The sequence below is a fragment of the Aminobacter sp. 01T433 genome, assembly GCF_056398585.1.
Genome location: NZ_JBFTPR010000026.1, coordinates 17,109 through 36,749 on the forward strand (window position 1 = coordinate 17,109; position 19,641 = coordinate 36,749).

The window sequence follows — 19,641 nt, forward strand, 5'->3', positions numbered from 1 at the left end:
CTGCCAGTACATCCGTGGTCAGCGTCCTCCAGGTCAAGTCAATCAGAGCAGCTGAAGGTTCGTTGCCGACTCGCGGCCCTTGTTGTCGCGCTCGAGCTCGAAATTCAGCTTCTGGCCTTCGGCGAGGCCGGAGAAGCCAGCACGTTCAAGCGCGCTGACATGGACGAAAACGTCCTTGCCGCCGCCGGCCTGTTCGATGAAGCCGAAGCCCTTCTGGCCGTTGTAGAACTTTACGGTGCCAGTGTTCATGTGAGTGTCTTTCGAAAGAGAAAAGTCGTAGCGCCGCAAGTAAAGCCGCGCATTCATAGATCGACGATTTGGAATGAGTTTGGCGGGTCGAGAACCTCTGACTCCGCGATAGCCAAGCTTGGCCCAAAAAACGATAAGTTACTTATAGCCGTTAATTGCGGTTTATGTAAGCTGTTTTTTGAACGGCAGGTTTTATTTGCCATTTTATTTCGGATTGCGACTTCTTTCATGGGTGGCGGAATGCTGATACGATGCCGGCACTAGCAGAAATCCGCAGTCGCTTTCCCGCAGGTCCGCATGGCCCTTCGCGGTGGACTGCATTTCCCGATGCGAGGACAAAGCCATGATTTTCACGAGAAGGCCAAAGGCTCCCGCTGTCAAAACACCCGCGCCGATCATCAAGCCGGTCAAGCTCACCGCGCGCAAGGACGAGGCAGTGCGGCGCCGCCTTGCCGACAGCGACGGGACGCAGCGTCGCGTGCTGCAACTCATGGAAAACAACCGTCTGCTTTGACGGACGGCGAGGGGTGTCGGAGCATGATCCCGAAAGTGGGAACCGGCTCTAGCGCCCCTCGCGATACCACATCGCGCCAAGCGCCAGCAGCAACAGGCTGAGCCCGAGGAAGCCCCCAAACAGCGGCACGCGCGACACCGACTTCAGCACGCTGTCGTCGGTGGTGCGGAAGCCGATCCAGTCGCGGCCGGAGGCTTCGGCGCTGCCGCGCACCGGCACCACGCCTGGCAGCGAGACGCTGCCGGCAATGCTCGATATACCCGTGGCTGCAAGCCTGCGAACGTCACCGCCGGTTGCCTCCGCTGCCGGACGCAGCACGTTTTCGGTCGACACGACATCGGCGAACTCCGGCGCGTTGATCGGCCCGACATGGGCAAGTGCCGTCAGGTCGCCATTGCCGACCTGGTACAGCCCGATCTCGCTGGTTTCGACGCTGCCGGTGAAGATGCCCGGCTCGCTCTTGTTCAACTGCACATCGAGCGTCTTGCCTGAAGGGGTGATGACGCGTGCAGTGCCCGCCTCGTCGCGCATGGTCTGGCGGCGGATGTCGAGCATCATGCCGCGCCCGTCCGCTGTCAGGCGTTCTTCTTCGAGCTCGGGCTCTTTCATCAGCCAATGGGCGATGCGGCGATAAAGCGAGACATGCGGCCCACCGCCCTCATAGCCGCGCGCCCACAGCCAGCCCTGGTCGGACAGGAACATACCGACGCGGCCTTCTCCCTTGCGGTCGAGCAACAGCAGCGGCTTGTCGTCCGCGCCCTTCATCACCACTTCGCCTTCAGGCTGCTCGATGCCGATCTGGCGGAACCAGCGGCTCCAGCGCGGCGGCTCGCTTGCAGAGCCTTCGAGGCCGCGTGTCACCGGGTGACGCTGGCCGAGCTCGGTCAGGCGCGGATAAAACGGCTTTTCGATCACGTCGCCATTGGGCATGGCGGGCAAGGCCGAGATTAGCGGCGTGTTGGCGATCGATTGCTCGCCAGCATATTCAGGGCCGGCGGCGATCAAAAGCGCGCCGCCCTTTTCGACATATTCGGCGATGTAGTCGTAATAGAGCAGCGGCAGCACGTCGCGGTGCTGGTAGCGGTCGAAGATGATCAGGTCGAAGTCGTTGATGCGCTCGACAAACAGCTCGCGCGTCGGGAATGCGATCAGCGACAGCTCGTTGATCGGGGTGCCGTCCTGCTTTTCCGGCGGCCGCAGGATGGTGAAGTGCACGAGGTCGACCGAGGCGTCCGACTTCAGCAGGTTGCGCCAGGTGCGCTCGCCGGCATGCGGTTCGCCCGAGACCAGAAGCACACGCAAATTCTCGCGGATGCCGTCGACAAGCGCGATCGCCTTGTTGTTGGTATCGGTCAGTTCGCCTGGCACGGGGGCGATCGACAGCTCGACGATGTTGCGTCCGGCGCTGGGGATGGTGATCTGCAGCGGCATTTCCTGGCCGATGAAGGCGCGCTGCACTGAAACCTGATTGCCGTTGATCGATACGCGTACATCGACCGGGCCGGCTACGCCGCCGGTGTCGATCACCCGGTAGCTCATGTCGAGCGGCTTGCCGACGATGCCGAAGCGCTGGGCCTGCTCGAACCGGATGCGGCGGTCCCTTTCATTGGCCTGGCCGGTGATCAGCGCATGCAACGGCGCATTGATGATGGGGGCTTGGGGAACATCGTGGACCTGACCGTCGGTGATCATCACCGCGCCACCGATGCGCGACGGTGGTACGTCGTGAAAGGCGCTTTCAAGCCCTGCAAACAGCCGCGTTTCGGTGCGGTCATCGCTGCGTCCGGCTTCGACAACGCGCACTTCGAACTGGCGGAAGCGCGCCAGCCGTTCCTTGAGGCCCTCGACTGCGGCGTTGGTTTGGGCTGTACGGTCGCCGATGTCCTGGCTCTGGCTGCGGTCGACGATCAGGGCGACCACGCTTTTGAGTGGCTCGCGCTCTTCATCGAGGATGACGGGATTGGCAAGTGCCAGGCCGAGTGCTGCAAGTGCTACGAGCCGTAGCCAACCGCCGCGCTGGCGGAACCATAGGCCGGCGAGTGCAAGCAGTGCCAGCGGCGCGAGTAGCGCTGCAAGCAACGGCCACGACAACAGGGGTTCGAATGCGACGGACCAGTTCATGTTACTGCCCCAGCCGTTCGAGCAGCGCAGGCACGTGCACCTGGTCGGATTTGTAGTTGCCGGTCAGCATGTACATGATGATGTTGACGCCGGCCCTGAGCGCGTAAATCCGCTGCATGGGATCGGACGGCACGGTCGGCAGCATCGGGTCGCCGTTTTCGTCGACCGCCCAGGCCCCGGCAAAATCGTTTGCGGTGATCATGATCGGGGTGACGCCGTCGCCGGTGCGTACCGGGCGGTTGTCGGTGTTTTCAGCGTCAAGCGAGGCCTCGACCCAGAGCGGGCTGCCATTGAAGCGGCCGGGAAACTCGGGAAGGATGAAAAATGCCTTGGTCAGCACGTGATCGGCCGGCACCGGCTCCAGCGGCGGCACGTTGAGATTGGCCAGGATATCGCGCAGCCGCTCGGTGGCGGGGCTCGTCGAATCCGCGCCAATGCCATTGGAGAATTGGTCGCGGGTGTCGAACAGCACGGTCCCGCCTTCCTTCATATACTGATCGATACGGGCGATCGCCGCCTCGCTCGGCATGGGCGCTGCCGGATCGATCGGCCAGTAGATCAGCGGGTAGAAGGCGAGTTCGTCCTTGGCGATATCGACGCCTGCCGGCTCGCCCGGTTCGAGTGCTGTCTTTTCGATCAGGAACTGGGTCAGGCCGGCGATGCCGGCGCGGCTGATCGCATCGACCGAGGCTTCGCCGGTCAGCACATAGGCGATGCGCGTCTTGGAGATGGCGTCGATCGCCTGGATGTCGCCGGGCTTGGAATCCTGCGCGGATGCGAGTGGTACGAACATCAAGAGCGAGGATGCCACGATCAATGCGACCATCGCGGCGGTCGCGGCTTGTGTTGCGCGACGTCGGCGGGAGAACATCCCGCCAAGCCACAGCACGATCATGCCATCGATCAAAAGCAGAACTGCCGCCAGCACGAGCAACGGCGCTTTCATGTCCCGCGACTCGTCAAGCGCGTAATCTTCGGACAGCACCGGGACCGATATCTCAGGCCTTTGCAGCGGATCGAGCACGGCGTCGGCCTCCAGCAAATTATGGGCGAAAATGCCTTGCTCCGAACCATACATTCCCGGTGGATTGTCGAGCGTGACGGCCGGCACGTGGCCGCCGCCAACCTGCAATGGCTTGGTGTCGCCGTCAGGAGGCACAAGATAGCCGTCGGCGCCAATCATCCGATATGGCGCGAGCGAAGCCACTGGCGAGTCAGAGCGCGTTCCAGCAGCTCCCTGATTTCGCGACAGTTGCACGATCCGGCGCAGCATTTCGACGAAACTGCCGGAAATCGGCAGGTTCGACCAGGTTGCCGCTGGTGCGATGTGGAACAAAACCACCATGCCCTTGCCGCGCCTGTCGGCAGTCACGAGCGGGGTTCCATCCGCGAGCGCCGCCCACGTCTTGTCGACCAGATCAGGTGTTGGTTCAGCCAAAACCTGCCTGCTGACGGTCACCTCGGAAGGGGCAGGAAGATCGGCAAACGGCCCTGTCGCTGGAAACTGGGCCACGGCTTGCGGCTCGGTCCATGACAGGGAACCGCCGAGCAGGCGTTGGCCAAGCCTCAGGCTGACCGGCAGCAAGTCGGGATCATTGCCTGCGGTGATCAGCCTCGAACTGGCGAAACGAACAAGCGTACCGCCATCGTCCATCCACTTGATCAGTGGTGCGCGAACGCTTTCGGGAATCGTTCCGACGTCGCCCATGACGATCACGGCGGGCTTTTGCGCCAGAAGTTCGGGTATGGCTTCGATCAAGTCGGGGCTGGCCGGTTCCACCAGATCCGCGAACGGTTCAAGCGCGCGCCTGATGTAATAAAGCGGCGACAGCAGCAGCCGCGATTGGTCGACCGGTGTCTGGGAAAGCAGTCCAACTCGCCGCCGCTTGGCATTCTCGTCCAGCACGCGGAGGGAACCGGCATGTCTCTGCCCGTCAAGCGCGATCCAGGAAAAGTCGTTGCGCAGCTCGAACGGCACGATGATCTCGCCGGTGGCCCTGGCGTCGCCGGGGCGGAATGTGATCGCCGCATCGCCAATCCTGCGCGCCTTGTCGTCAAAGACCCCTGCGGTCAGATAGGCGGGCGCGGGCGTCGGGGCGCGAACGGCGGTGATCGTGAAGCGGTCGACTTCATTGTTGGCAGAAGCGAGCGCGACGGTATCGAGCCGCGTCGGCTGCACCCACACCACATTGCGCGGGTTTTGGCCCAGCAAAGTCGCAAACGAGGTCTGGTCGTCCTTTGCGGCCAGCCCGTCCGTAAGAATGGCGACCGTTGCGCCCGGCAATTCCTTGAGCGCATTGGCGACGCGGGCATAGACCGCTGGCCGATCGGTGGGCACGGGCCTTGGCTTGATGGCGTTGAGCCGGTCGCGCGCATCCCTTGCGCTGTAGGGGCCGATCTGGCTGTTGGGCATTTCCGCGGTAAAGGCCAGCAGGATAGGAGCTTGATTGGCCTCGGCGTCCTTGATCATCCGCTCGGCGGTGGCGACCCGCAGGCTCCAGTCGGGGGCACTTGTCCAGCCGTTGTCGATCACCAAAGCCAGCGCCGTTTCGCTGGTCAGGATCTTCTCGCGCGGGTTGAAGATCGGTTCAGCCAGCGCAAGAACCACAAGCGCCGCCATCAAAAGGCGCAGCAGCGTCAGCCACCACGGGCTTTGGCGCGGCGTCTCTTCTTTCTTGAACACCCGCGCCAGAATCTTCAGCGGCGGGAAAATCTCGGCCTGCGGCTTGGGCGGGGTCAGCCTCAGCAGCCACCAGATGACCGGCAGCGCCAAAAGGCCCCAGAGAACGGCTGGAAATCCGAACGAAAGCGGCAGCCAGCTCATCGGCGCCCTCCCGGTCCGTGACCTTCGGCGGTCAGTGCCAGATGCACATGCACCAGCGCTTCGGAGGCGAGGCGGTCGGTGTGATTGACCGTGTAGCTCCAGCCCAGACGCTTGCACCAGGCCGCGAGTTCTTCGCGCCGGGCCGAATAGAGGTTGCGATAGTCATCGGCCAGCTGCTCGGCGCGCCCGGCGGTCAGCTTTTCGCCGGTTTCGGGGTCGGTGAATTCGGTGCGCCCGGAGTAGGGGAAATTCTCTTCGGCGGGGTCGGCCACCTCGATCAGATGGGCACGCGCGCCATAGCGGACCAGCGGGTCGAGCCAGGCCATGGTCTCTTCGACCGGGTCGAGGAAATCACCGACAATGACGATGTCGGAAAAGCGGCGGACGCTCGAAAGATCGGGCCGCCCCGGCAGCGAAACCGCCTGGGCGAGATGCGAGCCGAGCCGCTCGGCACCGTTGCGGGCGCTGAACGGGTCGGTCAGGCCGGGCCAGGCGATGCGTTCGCCGCTGCGCGACAAAAGCTCGGCCAGCGCAAAAACCAGGACCAGCGCACGCGATTCCTTCGACACGGTCGCAGTCTTTGATTTGTAGAGCATCGATGGCGACAGGTCCGCCCACAGCCACACGGTGTGGGCCGCTTCCCATTCGCGGTCGCGGATATAGGTATGGTCATCGCGGGCCGAGCGGCGCCAGTCGATGCGGGCCATCGACTCGCCCGGGGCATAAGGCCGGAATTGCCAGAAATTCTCGCCGATGCCGCGCTTCTTGCGGCCATGCCAGCCGGCGATCACCGTGTTGACGATGCGGCGGGCCTCGACCAACAGGTCAGGCACCAGCGAAGCGCGCAGCCTGCCACGGGCAAGCGCATCGCTGGTCGCAACCGGTGCTGAGGCCTCGCCGATGCGCGCCATCAGATTTCCTTGGCTAGTCTGGCCACCACGTCGCGGACCGTCATGCCCTCGGCGCGGGCGGCAAAGCTCAGCGCCATGCGGTGCTGCAGAACCGGCTCGGCCAGTGCGCGGACATCGTCGATCGACGGTGCAAGCCGCCCGTCATAGAGCGCGCGCGCCCTGGCACACAATGTCAGTGCCTGGCTGGCGCGTGGACCGGGACCCCAGGAGACGTGCTTGTCGGTTTCGGCATTGCCCTGGCCGGGGCGCGCCGAGCGCACCAGCTTGAGGATCGCTTCGACCACGCTTTCGGACACCGGCATGCGCCGGATCAGCTGCTGGATATCCTTCAGCCGCTCGGGGTCGAGCACGTTCTGAGCCCTGGCATTTTCGATGCCGGTGGTTTCCAGAAGGATGCACCGCTCGGCGTCGATGTCGGGATAGAGGATGTCGATCTGCATCAGGAAGCGGTCGAGCTGCGCTTCGGGCAGTGGATATGTGCCTTCCTGCTCCAGCGGGTTCTGGGTCGCCAGCACGTGGAACGGGGCGGGCAGGTCGTAGCGCTCGCCGGCAACGGTGATGTGATATTCCTGCATCGACTGCAAAAGTGCCGACTGCGTGCGCGGGCTGGCGCGGTTGATCTCGTCGGCCATGAGCAGCTGGGCGAAGATCGGTCCCGGAATGAAGCGGAAGGAGCGCTTGCCCTGTTCATCCTGCTCCATCACCTCGGAGCCGAGGATATCCGACGGCATCAGGTCGGGCGTGAACTGGATGCGGCGCGAATCGAGGCCCAAAACGATACCGAGCGTTTCAACGAGCTTGGTCTTGGCGAGGCCGGGCACGCCGACCAGCAGCGCATGGCCGCCTGCCAAAAGCGCCACCAGCGTGCGTTCGATCACGCTTTCCTGGCCGAAGATGACGCGGCCGACGCCGACGCGGATCTTGGCGATGTCGGCGAGCGCGCGTTCGGCCGCGGCGATCATCTCGGCCTCGGTCATTGCGGTTTCCTTGATCATCACGCTCATATGGGCCGGATCCTTCTTCTGGCGCCTGGGCTTTGAAATCGAAAGCGATTCTCTGGCCACCGATGCGCAAACTCAAAATGCTACAGCGTGCCTCCCGCGTCCATCCGGACGCGCCGCCATAGTCGGTAAATCTGCCCTGGATCCTTGCCCTTCGGCCTGGTGCGCCGTCCGTTCGGACGTGGCGTTCTGCCGCCCAATCCCCTGAGGTCAAACGATCCTGGGCGTCGCGATTTCCCTGCCTGCATCTTGGCCCCACATATTGGCCAAGTCTTCGCGTTGAACTTAAATCACCCGCCTATGCTGACAAGCGCAACAACAGTGACTATTTCGTGACCATGACCGGCGACCTGGACCATCGAAGTGAAGCGAAATCGGAGCACGGACTGGTCCGTGCTGGCGACACGGCGGGCCTGGAAGCGCTGATCTCGCGCGCCGCCCGCGCCGGCAAGGGCCTGCCGCCGGTCGAGCGTTGGAACCCAGATTTTTGCGGTGATCTCGACATGGAGATCAAGCCCGATGGCACCTGGTTCTATCTGGGCACGCCGATCGGCCGCATGCCGCTGGTGCAGCTGTTCTCCACGGTCCTGCGCAAGGACGAGGACGGCAAGACCTATCTCATCACCCCAGTGGAAAAGGTTGGTATTCGCGTCGTCGACGCGCATTTTGTCGCCGTCGAGATGAATGTCGCGGGCGAAGGCGCCGAACAAGTCCTGACCTTCCGCACCAATGTCGGCGACGTCGTTGAAGCCGGTCCCGAGAACCCGCTGCGTTTTGTCGATGAAGAGGAAACCGGTGGCCTCAAGCCATATCTCTTGGTGCGCGGGCGGCTTGAGGCATTGGTGGCGCGGTCGGTGATGTATGAGCTCGTCGAATATGGCGAACGCATCGAGATCGATGGCAAGGCGATGTTTGCCGTTCGCTCCAGGGGGCAGGCCTATCCTGTCATGCCCTGGGACAGGCTGGAGCGGTTGAGCGCGTGATGGTTCACTCCAGGGCAACCCATTATTCGGCGCAGGATTTTCGCCAGCGTGCATCACAGGAGCATCTCAACGGTGCTTTTGCCGACTATGGCGACCACACGCTCAATCCTGATCTGCGCCAGATGATTGTCCATGACCGGCTGCGCGATGCCGCCGTGCTCATTCCAGTCGTCGATCACGGCGATGCCTCGACTGTCATCCTCACCAAGCGGGCGGAAAAGCTGAAAAGCCATTCCGGCCAGATCGCCTTTCCAGGTGGCCGCATCGATCCGACCGACGTTTCGCCTGAAGCAGCGGCACTGCGCGAGACATCAGAGGAAATCGGGCTAACCGCTGATTATATCGACGTTATCGGGCGCTTGCCGGACTATGTCACCGGCAGTGGTTACCGCATCGCGCCGGTGCTTGGCATCGTTCGTCCAGGCTTTCACCTCAACCTCAACACGGATGAGGTCGATGATAGCTTCGAAGTACCGCTCGGTTTTTTGATGGACCCGGCCAACCACGACCGCGCCAGCCGCACCTGGCAGGACCAGGAGCGCTTCTTCTACGCCATGCCCTATGAAGAGCGATACATCTGGGGTGTTACCGCCGGCATCATCCGCGCGCTCTATGAAAGGCTCTACACATGAGCACCTCGATCGCCAAACAGGCTGAATGGCTCAACGATCCGCTGTTGCAGAAGCTGCTCGCGGCCCTCAATGCCGATGGCGAAGAGGCGCGCATTGCCGGCGGTGCGGTGCGCAACACGCTGCTGGGTGCTTCAGTGGCCGATGTCGACATCGCCACCACCAATTTGCCAGACGAGACGGTGCGCCGCGCCGAAGCGGCCGGGTTCAAGGCTGTCCCCACCGGCGCTGAGCACGGAACGATCACGGTCATTGCCGGCGGCAAGCCGTTCGAGGTCACCACCTTGCGCGCCGATGTCGAGACTGACGGGCGCCACGCCAAGGTTTTGTTTGGGCGCGACTGGAAGGCAGACGCCGAGCGGCGCGACTTCACCATTAACGCGCTATACGCCAAAGCCGACGGCACCGTTGTCGATCTGGTCGGCGGGCTTGCCGATCTCGACAGCCGCATGCTGCGCTTCATTGGCGATGCCGAAACCCGCATCCGCGAGGACTATCTGCGCATCCTGCGTTTTTTCCGCTTCTTCGCCTGGTACGGCAAGGGCCGTCCCGATGCGGAGGGCCTCAAGGCTTGCGCACGGCTGAAGGAAGGGGTTTCCCGTCTTTCGGCTGAACGCGTCTGGTCGGAACTCAAGAAGCTGCTTTCGGCTCCCGATCCCTCGCGCGCGCTTCTGTGGATGCGCCAGGCGGGCGTGCTCACCGCAGCGCTGCCCGAAAGTGAAAAATGGGGCATCGACGCCATCCATGCGTTGATCCGGGCCGAGGGCGATCTCGGCTGGACCGTCGATCCGCTGCTGCGGCTTGAAGCGATCGTGCCGCCCGATGCGGCACGCATGAAAACACTCGGCGACCGCCTCAGGCTTTCCAACGCCGAGACCGACAGGCTGGTTCAGTGGGGGGCAACTTCGAAGATGGAGCCTACTGTCACCGAAGGCGAACTCGCCAAGCGGCTATATCGCGGCAGCGTCGAAGGCATCATGGATCGCCTGCGCCTCGATCTCGCCTCGGCACGTGGCAGGGCCGAGCAGGACGACAAGGCGCTTATTGAAGCCGCCGGCTTCTACCGCCTGCTGAGTTTCGCTGGAAAATGGCAAAAGCCTGCGTTTCCGCTGCGCGGCGGCGACGTCGCGCCGCTCGGCGTCGAAGGCGCAGCACTTGGCGTGCTGCTCAAGGCTCTGGAGGTCGAGTGGATCGACAGCGGTTTTTCGCTGGATCGCGACGCGCTGCTCGAGCGCGCCGCCGATAGGCTGAAAGCCTGATTCAGGCCGCGCTGCGGACCTTTTCGATGCGCGAGCGGATCGCCTCGATCATCGTCTCGCGAATGATGGTTTCGCCATGCGTCTCGCGCAGATGTTCGGCCGCGCGGCGGATGATCTCTGCTTCGTCCTCGTGCCGGGTATGCCACTGGCAGCCGGGGACAAGCGACCCGCATTGAAATTCCTTCATCGGATGACTCCTTTCCTCCCTCCGTTGAGAGGTGAACTATAACACGCAATATGGCGATTGGTTGCTCCGGGCCCTGGGCAGATATGCAATTCGCGCGGAGCAGGCGGGGGGTTTTGGGAAAATACAGGTAATCTCAGTGCCTTAAGGGCAAAATCTGTGAAACTGATTCCGTTCTGGACGTGCATTCCCAGAGACGAGAGAGGGCAGAACCTGGGGTTCCGCCCTTTGTTGGGAAATGGACGCGGAAAGCCGCTACTTCATCATTTTTACCGATTCCGCGACCTTGTTCTTGCCGGACATGTCCCAGATGACCGAGACTTTTTCGCCAGCCTTGAGGCCCGGATCCTTGAACGTCTTGGGCAGCATGAAGGTGGTGCCGTCGGCCATTGTCAGGCTCATCGCCTTCATGTCGAGGGTCTTGATCGTGCCGTCCGTGTGCTGGGCGGCGGCGAAGGCTATGGCAGAGGTTGCGAGAACGGCGGTTGCTATTGCAGGAACAAGAAGCTTGCGCATGGCATGTTCTCCGACGAATGCGGGTACCGCAAGCGCAGAACCCGCTGTGGTGAAAGGCCGTCCGGTCACGCCGGGTCGCGGCGCAGCAAGGCGGCCGCCGGCATTTCCCGGCCCCAGCGATAGAAATAGCTGCGCTTCACCAGGCGGGTATTAGACGAAAAACATATTCCATAATGGCAACTTAGCCACAATCGATGCCAAGATCTCTCTTTGTGGCGTCGATTGTGGCGATGTCGAACCTTACGAAAAAGTAACAAACAAACGGCTTGCGCCTATTCGCCGAACTTCTTCTTCGGCTTGTAGACCTTTGCGGCACCCGTGGGCTTGTCGCCGGAACGCTTTTCGAAGGGTTTCTTCTCGTAGGGCTTCTTTTCGTAAGGCTTCTTCTCGAAGCCCTTCTTCTTGAACGGCGGCTTGTCGGACGGGTCGTACTGGCCCTTGCGGTGCGGCTTCTTCGCCTCGCTGCTGCCAGGCGCGCCCGCAAGCCGCTTGATGTCGACGCCCTTTTCGCCGCTGCCGTTCTGTTCGACGGTGCGGGCGTAGTTGTCGGCGCGGTTGGCCACGACTTCGAAATGCGATTCGGTGTCAAAAATGCGGATCGAGCCGATTTCGGTTTTGGTCACATGGCCTGCCTTGCACAGCAAAGGCAGCAGCCAGCGTGGCTCGGCGCGCTGCTTGCGGCCGACCGAGACGGAGAACCACACACCATCAGTGAAGCGGTTGTCGGGACGCTCGGCCTTGGCCGAGTCGAAGGCCGGGATGGGGCGGTCCGAAAGCTCTTCGGCCGCCGGGCGCGAGGCCATCTGCTGGCGCAGCCAGGCAAGCGCGATCGCTTCGGGCGAGTGCGCGGCGAGGATTTCTGCGACCTGGACTGCCTCGTCCTCGGCGGGTGCTTCGGCGTTGGCAAGCTCGGCCAGCATGCGCTCGCGGTTGCGTGCGTCGATCTCGGCAGGTCCGGGTGCGGACTGCGTCGTTGCCTCGAGCTTGGCCAGCTTGAGCAGGCGGGCAGCGCTGCCGCGACGGTGGAACGGCACGATCAGAACGCACACGCCCTTGCGGCCGGCGCGGCCGGTGCGGCCCGAACGGTGAAGGAGGGTGTCTGGATTGGTCGGCAGGTCGGCATGGATGACGAGGTCGAGATTGGGCAGGTCGATGCCGCGGGCGGCGACGTCGGTCGCCACGCAGACGCGGGCACGGCCGTCACGCATCGACTGCAGCGCGTTGTTGCGCTCGGCCTGGCTCAGTTCGCCCGACAGTGCCACAACCGCAAAGCCGCGATTGGCGAGCCGTGCCGAGAAATGCTTGACCGCCTCACGCGTCGCACAAAACACCATGGTGCTTTGCGCGTCGAAATAAAGCAGCGTGTTGATGATGGCGTTCTCGCGCTCCGGGGGCGCAACAAGAACCATGCGGTATTCGATGTCGTCGTGCTGACGGCTTTCGCCGGCTGCGGTGATGCGCAGCGCGTTGCGCTGGAAGCGCTTGGCCATCTGGGCGATCTGCGGCGGCACGGTAGCCGAAAACAAAAGCGTGCGGCGTTCCTGGGGTGCTGCCGCCAGGATGAATTCGAGGTCTTCGCGGAAGCCCAGGTCGAGCATCTCGTCGGCCTCGTCGAGGACGACGGCGCGCAGGCCCGAAATATCGAGCGAGCCGCGGGTGATGTGGTCGCGCAGGCGGCCCGGCGTGCCGACGACGATGTCACAACCTTCGTTGAGCGCGCGGCGTTCCTTGCTCATGTCCATGCCGCCAACGCAGGAAGCGATGCGGGCGCCGGTTGCGGCATAAAGCCATTCGAACTCGCGGCGCACCTGGATGGCGAGCTCGCGGGTCGGCGCGATGATCATCGCGATTGGGGCGCCGGCGCGGTCGAAGCGCTCGCGGCCGTTGAGCAGTGTTGGCGCAATGGCGATGCCGAAGGCCACCGTCTTGCCCGAGCCGGTCTGCGCGGAGACCAGAAGGTCAACGCCGTCGGCCTCCGGTGCCAGCACAGAGGACTGCACGGGGGTGAGCGTTTCGTAGCCACGCGCGGCGAGCGCTCCGGCCAGCGCCGGAACCATGTTGTCGAAAATCGTCACAAAAATCTTCCAATGAGAGCAAGGCCCGTCACATGTGGACGAGGGCCAAGGAAAGCGGGCTCTCTAAAGGTTTGCTGCCCGCGCGTCAATGCGACGGCGGGCAGGGCAGCCATGCATAGGGCTCAGGCCGCGTTCCGCCGCATCATCCGCAGCCGCATCTCCTTCGGATCGTCATAGATAAGATCGATCAGGGTTGTTGCGACGGCATCGGGTTCGGTACGCCGCTGTTCCCAATTCTGTAGCGTAGTAACAGGGATGCCGAGCAGGGCGGCAAAGTCGGACTGGCTCATCGCAAGCAACCCGCGAGTCAGCTTGAGTTTCGCGCTTGCGTCGAGCGAGCGCGTCTTTTCCTCGGTCCAGTTGGGGCTGTCGGTATCATCGGCCATATCTGGCTATCTCCCGATCGTTGGCCTTCCGCACCGAAATGACGTGAAAGGTCGTGTCGCGCATCGTGAACACGCAGACGTAGAGCCGCGCGTCGACGTAGCCGAAAGTGACGAAACGGTCCTCGCCATAGTCGTGCCGGTCATCGAGGAAGGTCGCGACCTTGTTGCGGATCACGTCCTCCCCGAGTGCCAGCGAAATACCTCGCTCGGCCCGGGTCCATTCGTCTTTGCCCGGATCGAACGATATCTTCATGCGGCATCCGTCAGATGCCGCATTTATACGCTGTCAGCGTAGGTGAATCAAGGCAGCCTTACGGCCACCTTACCTCGGGCGGCATGCTCGACAGAATCGACGCTATGTTGCCGCCGGTCTTCAGCCCGAAGATCGTGCCGCGATCGTAGAGCAGGTTGAACTCGACATAGCGGCCGCGTCGCACCAGCTGTTCGTCACGGTCGCCATCGGTCCAGTTGGTGTTGAAGTTCTGCCGCACCAGATGCTGGTAGGTGACCAGGAAAGCGCGACCGACGTCCTGGACGAAACGGAAGTCGGCGTCCCAGCCGCCCTTTTCCTCCGGCGAATGCTGCCAGTCGAAGAAGATGCCGCCGGTGCCGCGCGGTTCGTTGCGATGCGGCAGGAAGAAATACTCGTCGCACCAATCCTTGTATTTCTGGTGGTCTGCGACATTGGCGTGCTTGGAGCAGGCAAACTGCATCGCCTTGTGGAAGGAAACCGTGTCGGGGTCTTCCTGCGTGCGCCTGCGGTCGAGAACCGGCGTCAGGTCAGCGCCGCCGCCAAACCACCAGCGCGAGGTCGCCACCATGCGCGTGTTCATATGCACGGCAGGAACGTTGGGGTTCTGCGGGTGCGCGATCAGCGAAATGCCGCTGGCCCAGAAGCGGGGGTCTTCTTCGGCACCTGGCATCTGCTTGCGGAATTCGGGCGAGAACTCGCCATGCACTGTCGAGGTGTGCACGCCGACCTTCTCGAACACCCGGCCATGCATCATCGACATGACGCCGCCGCCGCCCTTGCCTTCGTCGCGCTGCCACGGCGTGCGCTCGAAGCGCCCCGGTGCCCACGAGGCCAGCGGTCCTTGTACCTGGTCTTCCAGCGCCTCGAAGGCGAGGCAGATGCGATCGCGCAATTCCTCGAACCAGGCGCTGGCGCGCATCTTCCTGTCTTCGATGTCCGCCGGAAGTCCGGCTGGTATTTCGGGACGCTGCAATTTCGGCTCCGCACAAATGACTCGTAATTGTCCGGCGCGATCCCTAATCTCCTTCTCGTAAGGGTCAAGGAGTTCTTTATGGGCACCCCGAGCAGACCGCCGCTCGATGACCTCGCAAAAAGGCTCCAGCGCAGCCGGGCCGAACGGGAACGCAGGCCGCGCGACGGGTTCTTGCGCGAGACCTTCGTGTTGCCGCGCAACGACGCGCGACGGAAGGCGCAGGAATGGTTCTCGCGCTGGCCCAAACAGGCCTATTGGACCGAGATCGAGAGCTGGTTCGAGCGCCCCGGCGACGTCATCGAGTTCACCATCCGCCGCCTGCCGACTTCCGACTAGATTGTTCCTGTGGCGTATCGCGTGGGGGAGCCATGTTCCTGAAAACGGTCGCCGAGGATGAGGCCAAGGGCCGCATCGCCGAGATCTACGAGAAGTCCCGCTCGCAGCTGGGTTTCGTCATGGAAGCAACGAAGTGCTTCACCGCGCGGCCGGACCTTTTGCCCGTCTACACCGACTTCAACGACCAGCTGCGCGCCGGCTTTTCGCTTGGCATGCGCGAATGGCGGCTGATCACGCTCATTGCCGCCAAGCAGATCCCATCGACCTATTGCTCCTATGTCTACGCCAGGCAGCTCACTGCCGAGCTCGGCTCGAAGGAGGCGGTGCTCGGCATACAGCAGGATTTCCGCAATGCGGGCCTTTCGGCACGCGACGTCGAAATGCTGGCCTATGCCGAGCAGATCGCCATCGATGCCTCGCAGGTGACTGAGGCCAATATCGACCGGCTGCGTGCGCTCGGCTTCACCGACCAGCAGATCTGCGACATCGCGTTGTGCGCTGCCTTCCGCTGTTTCGTCAGCCGCTTCTTCGACGCGGTTGGTGCCAGGCCCGAGGCGGCCTTTATCGATGACGACGAGGCGTTTCGGTCGGCAATGACGGTCGGCCGCAGCTACTGACCAGCCCACTTTGAACGAACCGCCGGTTTCCTATTCCGCGGGAACCAGCAGCCGTCTAGGCCCCGGACCCTGTCGCGCCAACCTGTCTTCGCGGTTGCGCAGCGGGCATTTGTCGATCGACATGCAGCCGCAGCCGATACAGTCGGTCAGCCCGTCGCGCAGCTTCTTCAACTGCTCGATGCGGTGATCGAGGTCGTGGCGCCAACCTGTTGAAAGCAGACTCCAATCCTCGCGCGTCGGCGTGCGCCCGTCGGGCAGGGCGGCGAAGGCAGCGGCGATGTCGGCAAGCGAGATGCCGACATCCTGGGCGATCCTGATCACCGCCACGCGCCTCAGCACGTCGCGCGCATAGCGGCGCTGGTTGCCTGACGTGCGATGGCTGTGGATCAGCCCGCGTGTCTCGTAGAAATGCAAGGCCGAAACAGCCACGCCGCTGCGCTTGGCCACCTCGCCGACAGTCAATTCACTTGCCATGACAATTCCCGCTTGACCTCAAGGTAAGTTGAGGTTGTACGAGGGTATCCCTAGCGATGCAAGGAAGGATCAGGTCATGGCGAGAAGCTCCAGAACGGATCGAAGCACCCATTCGCCAGGGCGGAGGTTCGCTACCATCGTCATGGAGTTGGCTGATGCCTGGTCAGCCGATCTGGCGAACAGCCTCGCCGGCAACCATGGCAGCACTCAGCGCGACGTTGAGGCTTCGTCCGCCGCCGGGCATGGGGATGATCAGCCGCTCGAAGGCGAGATCGTGGAGGTGGTCAGGCACCCCCGCCGATTCGCGGCCCAACATGACGATGTCGCCGGCCTTGAAGCGGAAATCGGTATAGGGCAGGGTGGCTTTGGTCGACATCAGCACGAGGCGTCGGCCCTCGCTTTGCCGCCATTGCTCGAAGCGGTCGAAGTCGACGTGCCGGGTCAGCGCGGCCATTTCGAGATAATCCATGCCGGCGCGTTTGAGGGCGCGATCCGAAATGTCGAAACCGGCGGGTTCGATCAAATCGACGGCGAGGCCGAGGCATGCGGCCATGCGCAGGATGGTGCCGGTGTTGCCGGCGATGTCTGGCTGGAACAGCGCGATGCGCAGTCTTTCGTCCATTTCAGCTTCCTAAACTGTGGCGTGCAAGCAACAGCAAGCAGTCCCAAAGAAAATTTTGCCGATGCTGCTGTGGCGTTCTGTCGCGAATGGGCGTATACGGTCCGCATTGTCAACCCGAACCGATGGAGGGGTACATGATGCAGCTTGACACTCACCGCCCCACCTGTGGGCGACGCCCAGCCTAACGGCGGCCTCGGTTCGACGACTTCCCTGACATCTACAGGCACGATCGCATCGACTTCCGCCGAAGCCATTTCCAGGTTTTCGAAGGACAATTCCGATGTTTGCCAATTCCTCAAACGAGCAGCACGCTCGTAACGAACGCGACTCTGCATTTTTTGCCCATCGCAACGACATAGCCGACGCTAGGCATCATGCCATGATGTTGGCGCTCGGTGCGCATCAGCCCAAGGCGGACCCACCGGTGCGGCAGCGTCCGCATCGTGGCATGCTGCCCGATGTCGACATGAGCAATGTTGTCGTCGACCCGAACTACAGGCCGCTGTTTGGCCGCATCGTTGCCCTGATCGGCCGGCTCGCCGGCCGCTCAGGTGCAGCCCGGCCTGCTGCCAGAACGATGTCAGGAGGCAACCGCTGAGGATTCGCCGAATCCTCAGCGGCCCCCTACATTCCGAAGGCCCCCGCCGTATCTCCGGAAAGATCCGGCGAATGATGGCCGTGCCAGTGGCCTCCAAGATACGTCCCGCGCGGAATTCGCCGCGCACCGCATACCGAATTGAGAGACTGATATGTTCCGCTGGTTTGAAAACAGACTGAATCCGTTCCCCGTCGAAGAGCCGGTCGAGCCGCCCAAGACCCTTGTCGCGTTTTGCCTGCACTACACCAAGGGCGCGTGGCTCTACATCGTTGTCGCCGCCGTGCTGACGTCGCTGATTGCGCTCGCCGAAGTCTGGATGTTCGGTTTCCTCGGCAACATCGTCGACTGGCTGTCGGCGCAAAGCCGCGAGACCTTCCTGCAGAACGAAGGCTGGAAGCTCGCCGGCATGGCCTTCATCGTCATGGTCATCCTGCCGGGCATGGTCGTGCTGCAATCTCTGGTCAACCAGCAAACGCTGATGGGCAATTATCCCATGCGCATCCGCTGGCAGGTGCACCGCTACCTGCTCAAGCAATCGATGAGCTTCTACCAGGATGAGTTCGCCGGCCGCATCGCCACCAAGCTGATGCAGACCGCGCTCGCCGTGCGCGAATGCGTGGTCAAGCTCATCGACGTGCTCAATTACGTCATCGTCTATTTTCTCGGCGTGCTGTTCATCGTCGGCTCCGCCGACCTCAGGCTGGCTGCACCGCTGGTCGTCTGGCTCATCATCTATGTGCTCTTGCTGCGCTATTTCGTGCCGCGCCTTGGCAAGGTCGCCGAAGAGCAGGCAGACGCGCGCTCGACGATGACTGGCCGTGTCGTCGACAGCTACACCAACATCCAGACGGTCAAGCTGTTTTCGCATTCGCGCCGCGAAGCGTCGTTTGCGCGAGAAGGCATGTCGCTCTTCATGGACACGGTCTACCGGTCGATGCGGCTGGTGACCTCGCTTTATGGCGCGCTCTATTTGCTCAACTCGACGCTTTTGCTGTCGGTCGGCGTCCTGTCGATCTGGCTGTGGCTCGACCAGGTCGTAACCATCGGCGCCGTCGCGGTCGTGCTCGGCCTGGTGCTGCGGCTCTGGGGCATGTCGCAATGGATCATGTGGGAAGTCTCGGGCCTGTTTGAGAGCATCGGCACCGTCCAGGACGGCATCACCTCCATTTCGATGCCGCGCCTGGTCGAAGACAGGCCCGATGCCAAGGAGATCGTCGTCGACAAGGGCGAGATCTTCTTCGACAACGTGCGCTTCCACTATGGCAAGAAAAAAGGCGTCATCGAAGACCTGACCCTCAAGGTTCGGCCGGGCGAAAAGGTCGGCATCGTTGGCCGCTCGGGTGCAGGCAAGTCGACGCTGGTCAACCTCTTGCTGCGCTTCTACGACATCGAGGGTGGTCGCATCGTCATTGACGGGCAAGACATCTCGAGCGTGCAGCAAGACAGCCTGCGCGCCCATATCGGCATGGTGACGCAAGACACGTCGCTGCTGCATCGCTCGGTTGCCGACAACATCCTCTATGGTCGTCCCGACGCCACCGAAGCGATGATGATCGAGGCGGCGCGCCGCGCCGAGGCGATCGACTTCGTTGCAGGGCTTTCCGACCCCAAGGGCCGCAAGGGTTTTGAGGCGCATGTCGGCGAGCGCGGCGTCAAGCTCTCAGGCGGCCAGCGCCAGCGCATCGCCATCGCCCGCGTCATGCTCAAGGACGCGCCGATCCTCATCCTCGACGAGGCGACCTCGGCGCTCGATTCGGAAGTCGAAGCCGCGATCCAGGAAAACCTCTATCGGCTGATGGAAGGCAAGACCGTCATCGCCATCGCGCACCGGCTCTCCACCATCGCAGCGATGGATAGGCTGGTTGTGATGGACAAGGGCCGCATCGTCGAACAGGGCACGCATGACGAGCTGGTCGCCAAGGGCGGCATCTACGCCTCGCTATGGCAGCGCCAGTCGGGCGGCTTCCTGCTCGACGACATCGCCGGTGAAGCGGCCAACGACGTGGAGGCCAAGGGCCAGGCGGCGGAGTAGGGCAGGGTGGCGCGAGGCCGACACCCTCCCTCCCCCTTGTGGGGAGGGATAAAGGGTGGGGGTGCTGCGTTCACGACCGCTTGG

At 62.9% G+C, this 19,641-nt stretch carries 21 protein-coding genes; 8 read left to right on the forward strand and 13 right to left on the reverse strand.

From position 1 onward, the window contains the following. Positions 1–42: 42 nt before the first annotated feature. The gene (locus AC1DLV_RS27700; RefSeq protein WP_067959320.1) at positions 43–249 is read right to left on the reverse strand and encodes a cold-shock protein; all 207 of its coding nucleotides are present in this window, start codon (positions 247–249) and stop codon (positions 43–45) included. Between the two features lie 343 nt (positions 250–592). On the opposite strand from AC1DLV_RS27700, the gene AC1DLV_RS27705 reads away from it, so the two are divergent. Then, entirely contained in the window at positions 593–763 is a 171-nt protein-coding gene (locus AC1DLV_RS27705; protein WP_476801478.1) for a hypothetical protein, read from the forward strand. Positions 764–811: 48 nt separating this feature from the next. On the opposite strand, the gene AC1DLV_RS27710 is transcribed toward AC1DLV_RS27705, so the two are convergent. The 4 genes from AC1DLV_RS27710 to AC1DLV_RS27725 are packed head-to-tail and all read right to left on the reverse strand — an operon-like array spanning position 812 to position 7,623. Further along, the gene (locus tag AC1DLV_RS27710) at positions 812–2,884 is read right to left on the reverse strand and encodes a hypothetical protein (protein ID WP_476801477.1); all 2,073 of its coding nucleotides are present in this window, start codon (positions 2,882–2,884) and stop codon (positions 812–814) included. A 1-nt stretch (position 2,885) separates the two neighbouring features. After that, positions 2,886–5,708 carry a DUF4159 domain-containing protein gene (locus tag AC1DLV_RS27715; protein ID WP_476801476.1) on the reverse strand — a complete coding sequence of 941 codons (2,823 nt, stop codon included), beginning with the start codon at positions 5,706–5,708 and terminating at the stop codon, positions 2,886–2,888. Then, positions 5,705–6,619, reverse strand: coding sequence for a DUF58 domain-containing protein (locus AC1DLV_RS27720; protein WP_476801475.1), 915 nt, complete (start codon positions 6,617–6,619; stop codon positions 5,705–5,707). The genes AC1DLV_RS27715 and AC1DLV_RS27720 overlap by 4 nt, the downstream gene beginning before the upstream one ends. Next, entirely contained in the window at positions 6,619–7,623 is a 1,005-nt protein-coding gene (locus tag AC1DLV_RS27725) for an AAA family ATPase (RefSeq protein WP_476801474.1), read from the reverse strand. Before AC1DLV_RS27725 ends, AC1DLV_RS27720 begins: the two co-directional genes overlap by 1 nt. Positions 7,624–7,958: 335 nt before the next feature. Here AC1DLV_RS27725 and AC1DLV_RS27730 point away from each other — a divergent pair, with 335 nt between their 5' ends. Genes AC1DLV_RS27730 through AC1DLV_RS27740 form a run of 3 tightly spaced genes read left to right on the forward strand, consistent with a single transcriptional unit; the run spans position 7,959 to position 10,491 of the window. Next, positions 7,959–8,603 (forward strand): DUF1285 domain-containing protein, encoded by a 645-nt coding sequence (locus AC1DLV_RS27730; protein ID WP_476801473.1) that lies wholly within the window; start codon positions 7,959–7,961, stop codon positions 8,601–8,603. Further along, complete coding sequence (locus AC1DLV_RS27735) at positions 8,603–9,235, forward strand: CoA pyrophosphatase (RefSeq protein ID WP_476801472.1); 633 nt, start codon at positions 8,603–8,605, stop codon at positions 9,233–9,235. The genes AC1DLV_RS27730 and AC1DLV_RS27735 overlap by 1 nt, the downstream gene beginning before the upstream one ends. After that, positions 9,232–10,491 carry a CCA tRNA nucleotidyltransferase gene (locus AC1DLV_RS27740; RefSeq protein ID WP_476801471.1) on the forward strand — a complete coding sequence of 420 codons (1,260 nt, stop codon included), beginning with the start codon at positions 9,232–9,234 and terminating at the stop codon, positions 10,489–10,491. The genes AC1DLV_RS27735 and AC1DLV_RS27740 overlap by 4 nt, the downstream gene beginning before the upstream one ends. A 1-nt stretch (position 10,492) precedes the next feature. On the opposite strand, the gene AC1DLV_RS27745 is transcribed toward AC1DLV_RS27740, so the two are convergent. From AC1DLV_RS27745 to hemF, 6 genes are all read right to left on the reverse strand, one after another. Further along, positions 10,493–10,678: a DUF1059 domain-containing protein gene (locus tag AC1DLV_RS27745; protein WP_476782938.1), complete on the reverse strand. Its 186-nt coding sequence runs from the start codon at positions 10,676–10,678 to the stop codon at positions 10,493–10,495. A gap of 252 nt (positions 10,679–10,930) precedes the next feature. Further along, a complete protein-coding gene (locus AC1DLV_RS27750; RefSeq protein WP_476801470.1) occupies positions 10,931–11,191 on the reverse strand; it encodes a DUF1344 domain-containing protein in 261 nt (86 codons plus the stop codon). Positions 11,192–11,463: 272 nt separating this feature from the next. Beyond that, a complete protein-coding gene (locus tag AC1DLV_RS27755) occupies positions 11,464–13,266 on the reverse strand; it encodes a DEAD/DEAH box helicase (RefSeq protein ID WP_476801469.1) in 1,803 nt (600 codons plus the stop codon). 122 nt (positions 13,267–13,388) lie between these two features. After that, positions 13,389–13,652: a helix-turn-helix domain-containing protein gene (locus tag AC1DLV_RS27760; RefSeq protein WP_476801468.1), complete on the reverse strand. Its 264-nt coding sequence runs from the start codon at positions 13,650–13,652 to the stop codon at positions 13,389–13,391. Then, a complete protein-coding gene (locus AC1DLV_RS27765; protein WP_476801467.1) occupies positions 13,642–13,905 on the reverse strand; it encodes a BrnT family toxin in 264 nt (87 codons plus the stop codon). Before AC1DLV_RS27765 ends, AC1DLV_RS27760 begins: the two co-directional genes overlap by 11 nt. Before the next feature lie 58 nt (positions 13,906–13,963). Continuing rightward, positions 13,964–14,878 (reverse strand): oxygen-dependent coproporphyrinogen oxidase, encoded by a 915-nt coding sequence (hemF, locus tag AC1DLV_RS27770; RefSeq protein WP_476801466.1) that lies wholly within the window; start codon positions 14,876–14,878, stop codon positions 13,964–13,966. A 78-nt stretch (positions 14,879–14,956) separates the two neighbouring features. Here hemF and AC1DLV_RS27775 point away from each other — a divergent pair, with 78 nt between their 5' ends. Both AC1DLV_RS27775 and AC1DLV_RS27780 read left to right on the forward strand, forming a co-directional pair. Beyond that, the gene (locus AC1DLV_RS27775) at positions 14,957–15,214 is read left to right on the forward strand and encodes a hypothetical protein (protein WP_476782934.1); all 258 of its coding nucleotides are present in this window, start codon (positions 14,957–14,959) and stop codon (positions 15,212–15,214) included. Between the two features lie 32 nt (positions 15,215–15,246). Then, positions 15,247–15,831, forward strand: a complete 585-nt coding sequence (locus tag AC1DLV_RS27780; RefSeq protein WP_476801465.1) for a peroxidase-related enzyme — start codon at positions 15,247–15,249, stop codon at positions 15,829–15,831. Between the two features lie 30 nt (positions 15,832–15,861). Here the strand turns inward: AC1DLV_RS27780 and soxR are convergent, their stop codons facing one another. Both soxR and AC1DLV_RS27790 read right to left on the reverse strand, forming a co-directional pair. Next, positions 15,862–16,305 (reverse strand): redox-sensitive transcriptional activator SoxR, encoded by a 444-nt coding sequence (gene soxR, locus AC1DLV_RS27785; protein WP_476801464.1) that lies wholly within the window; start codon positions 16,303–16,305, stop codon positions 15,862–15,864. A gap of 163 nt (positions 16,306–16,468) precedes the next feature. Next, positions 16,469–16,927, reverse strand: coding sequence for a tRNA (cytidine(34)-2'-O)-methyltransferase (locus AC1DLV_RS27790; protein WP_476801463.1), 459 nt, complete (start codon positions 16,925–16,927; stop codon positions 16,469–16,471). A gap of 280 nt (positions 16,928–17,207) precedes the next feature. Here AC1DLV_RS27790 and AC1DLV_RS27795 point away from each other — a divergent pair, with 280 nt between their 5' ends. Both AC1DLV_RS27795 and AC1DLV_RS27800 read left to right on the forward strand, forming a co-directional pair. Further along, positions 17,208–17,525, forward strand: coding sequence for a hypothetical protein (locus AC1DLV_RS27795; RefSeq protein ID WP_476836306.1), 318 nt, complete (start codon positions 17,208–17,210; stop codon positions 17,523–17,525). Between the two features lie 151 nt (positions 17,526–17,676). After that, on the forward strand, positions 17,677–19,557 hold the full coding sequence (locus AC1DLV_RS27800) for an ABC transporter ATP-binding protein (RefSeq protein ID WP_476801461.1): 1,881 nt from the start codon (positions 17,677–17,679) through the stop codon (positions 19,555–19,557). Positions 19,558–19,641 lie beyond the last annotated feature (84 nt).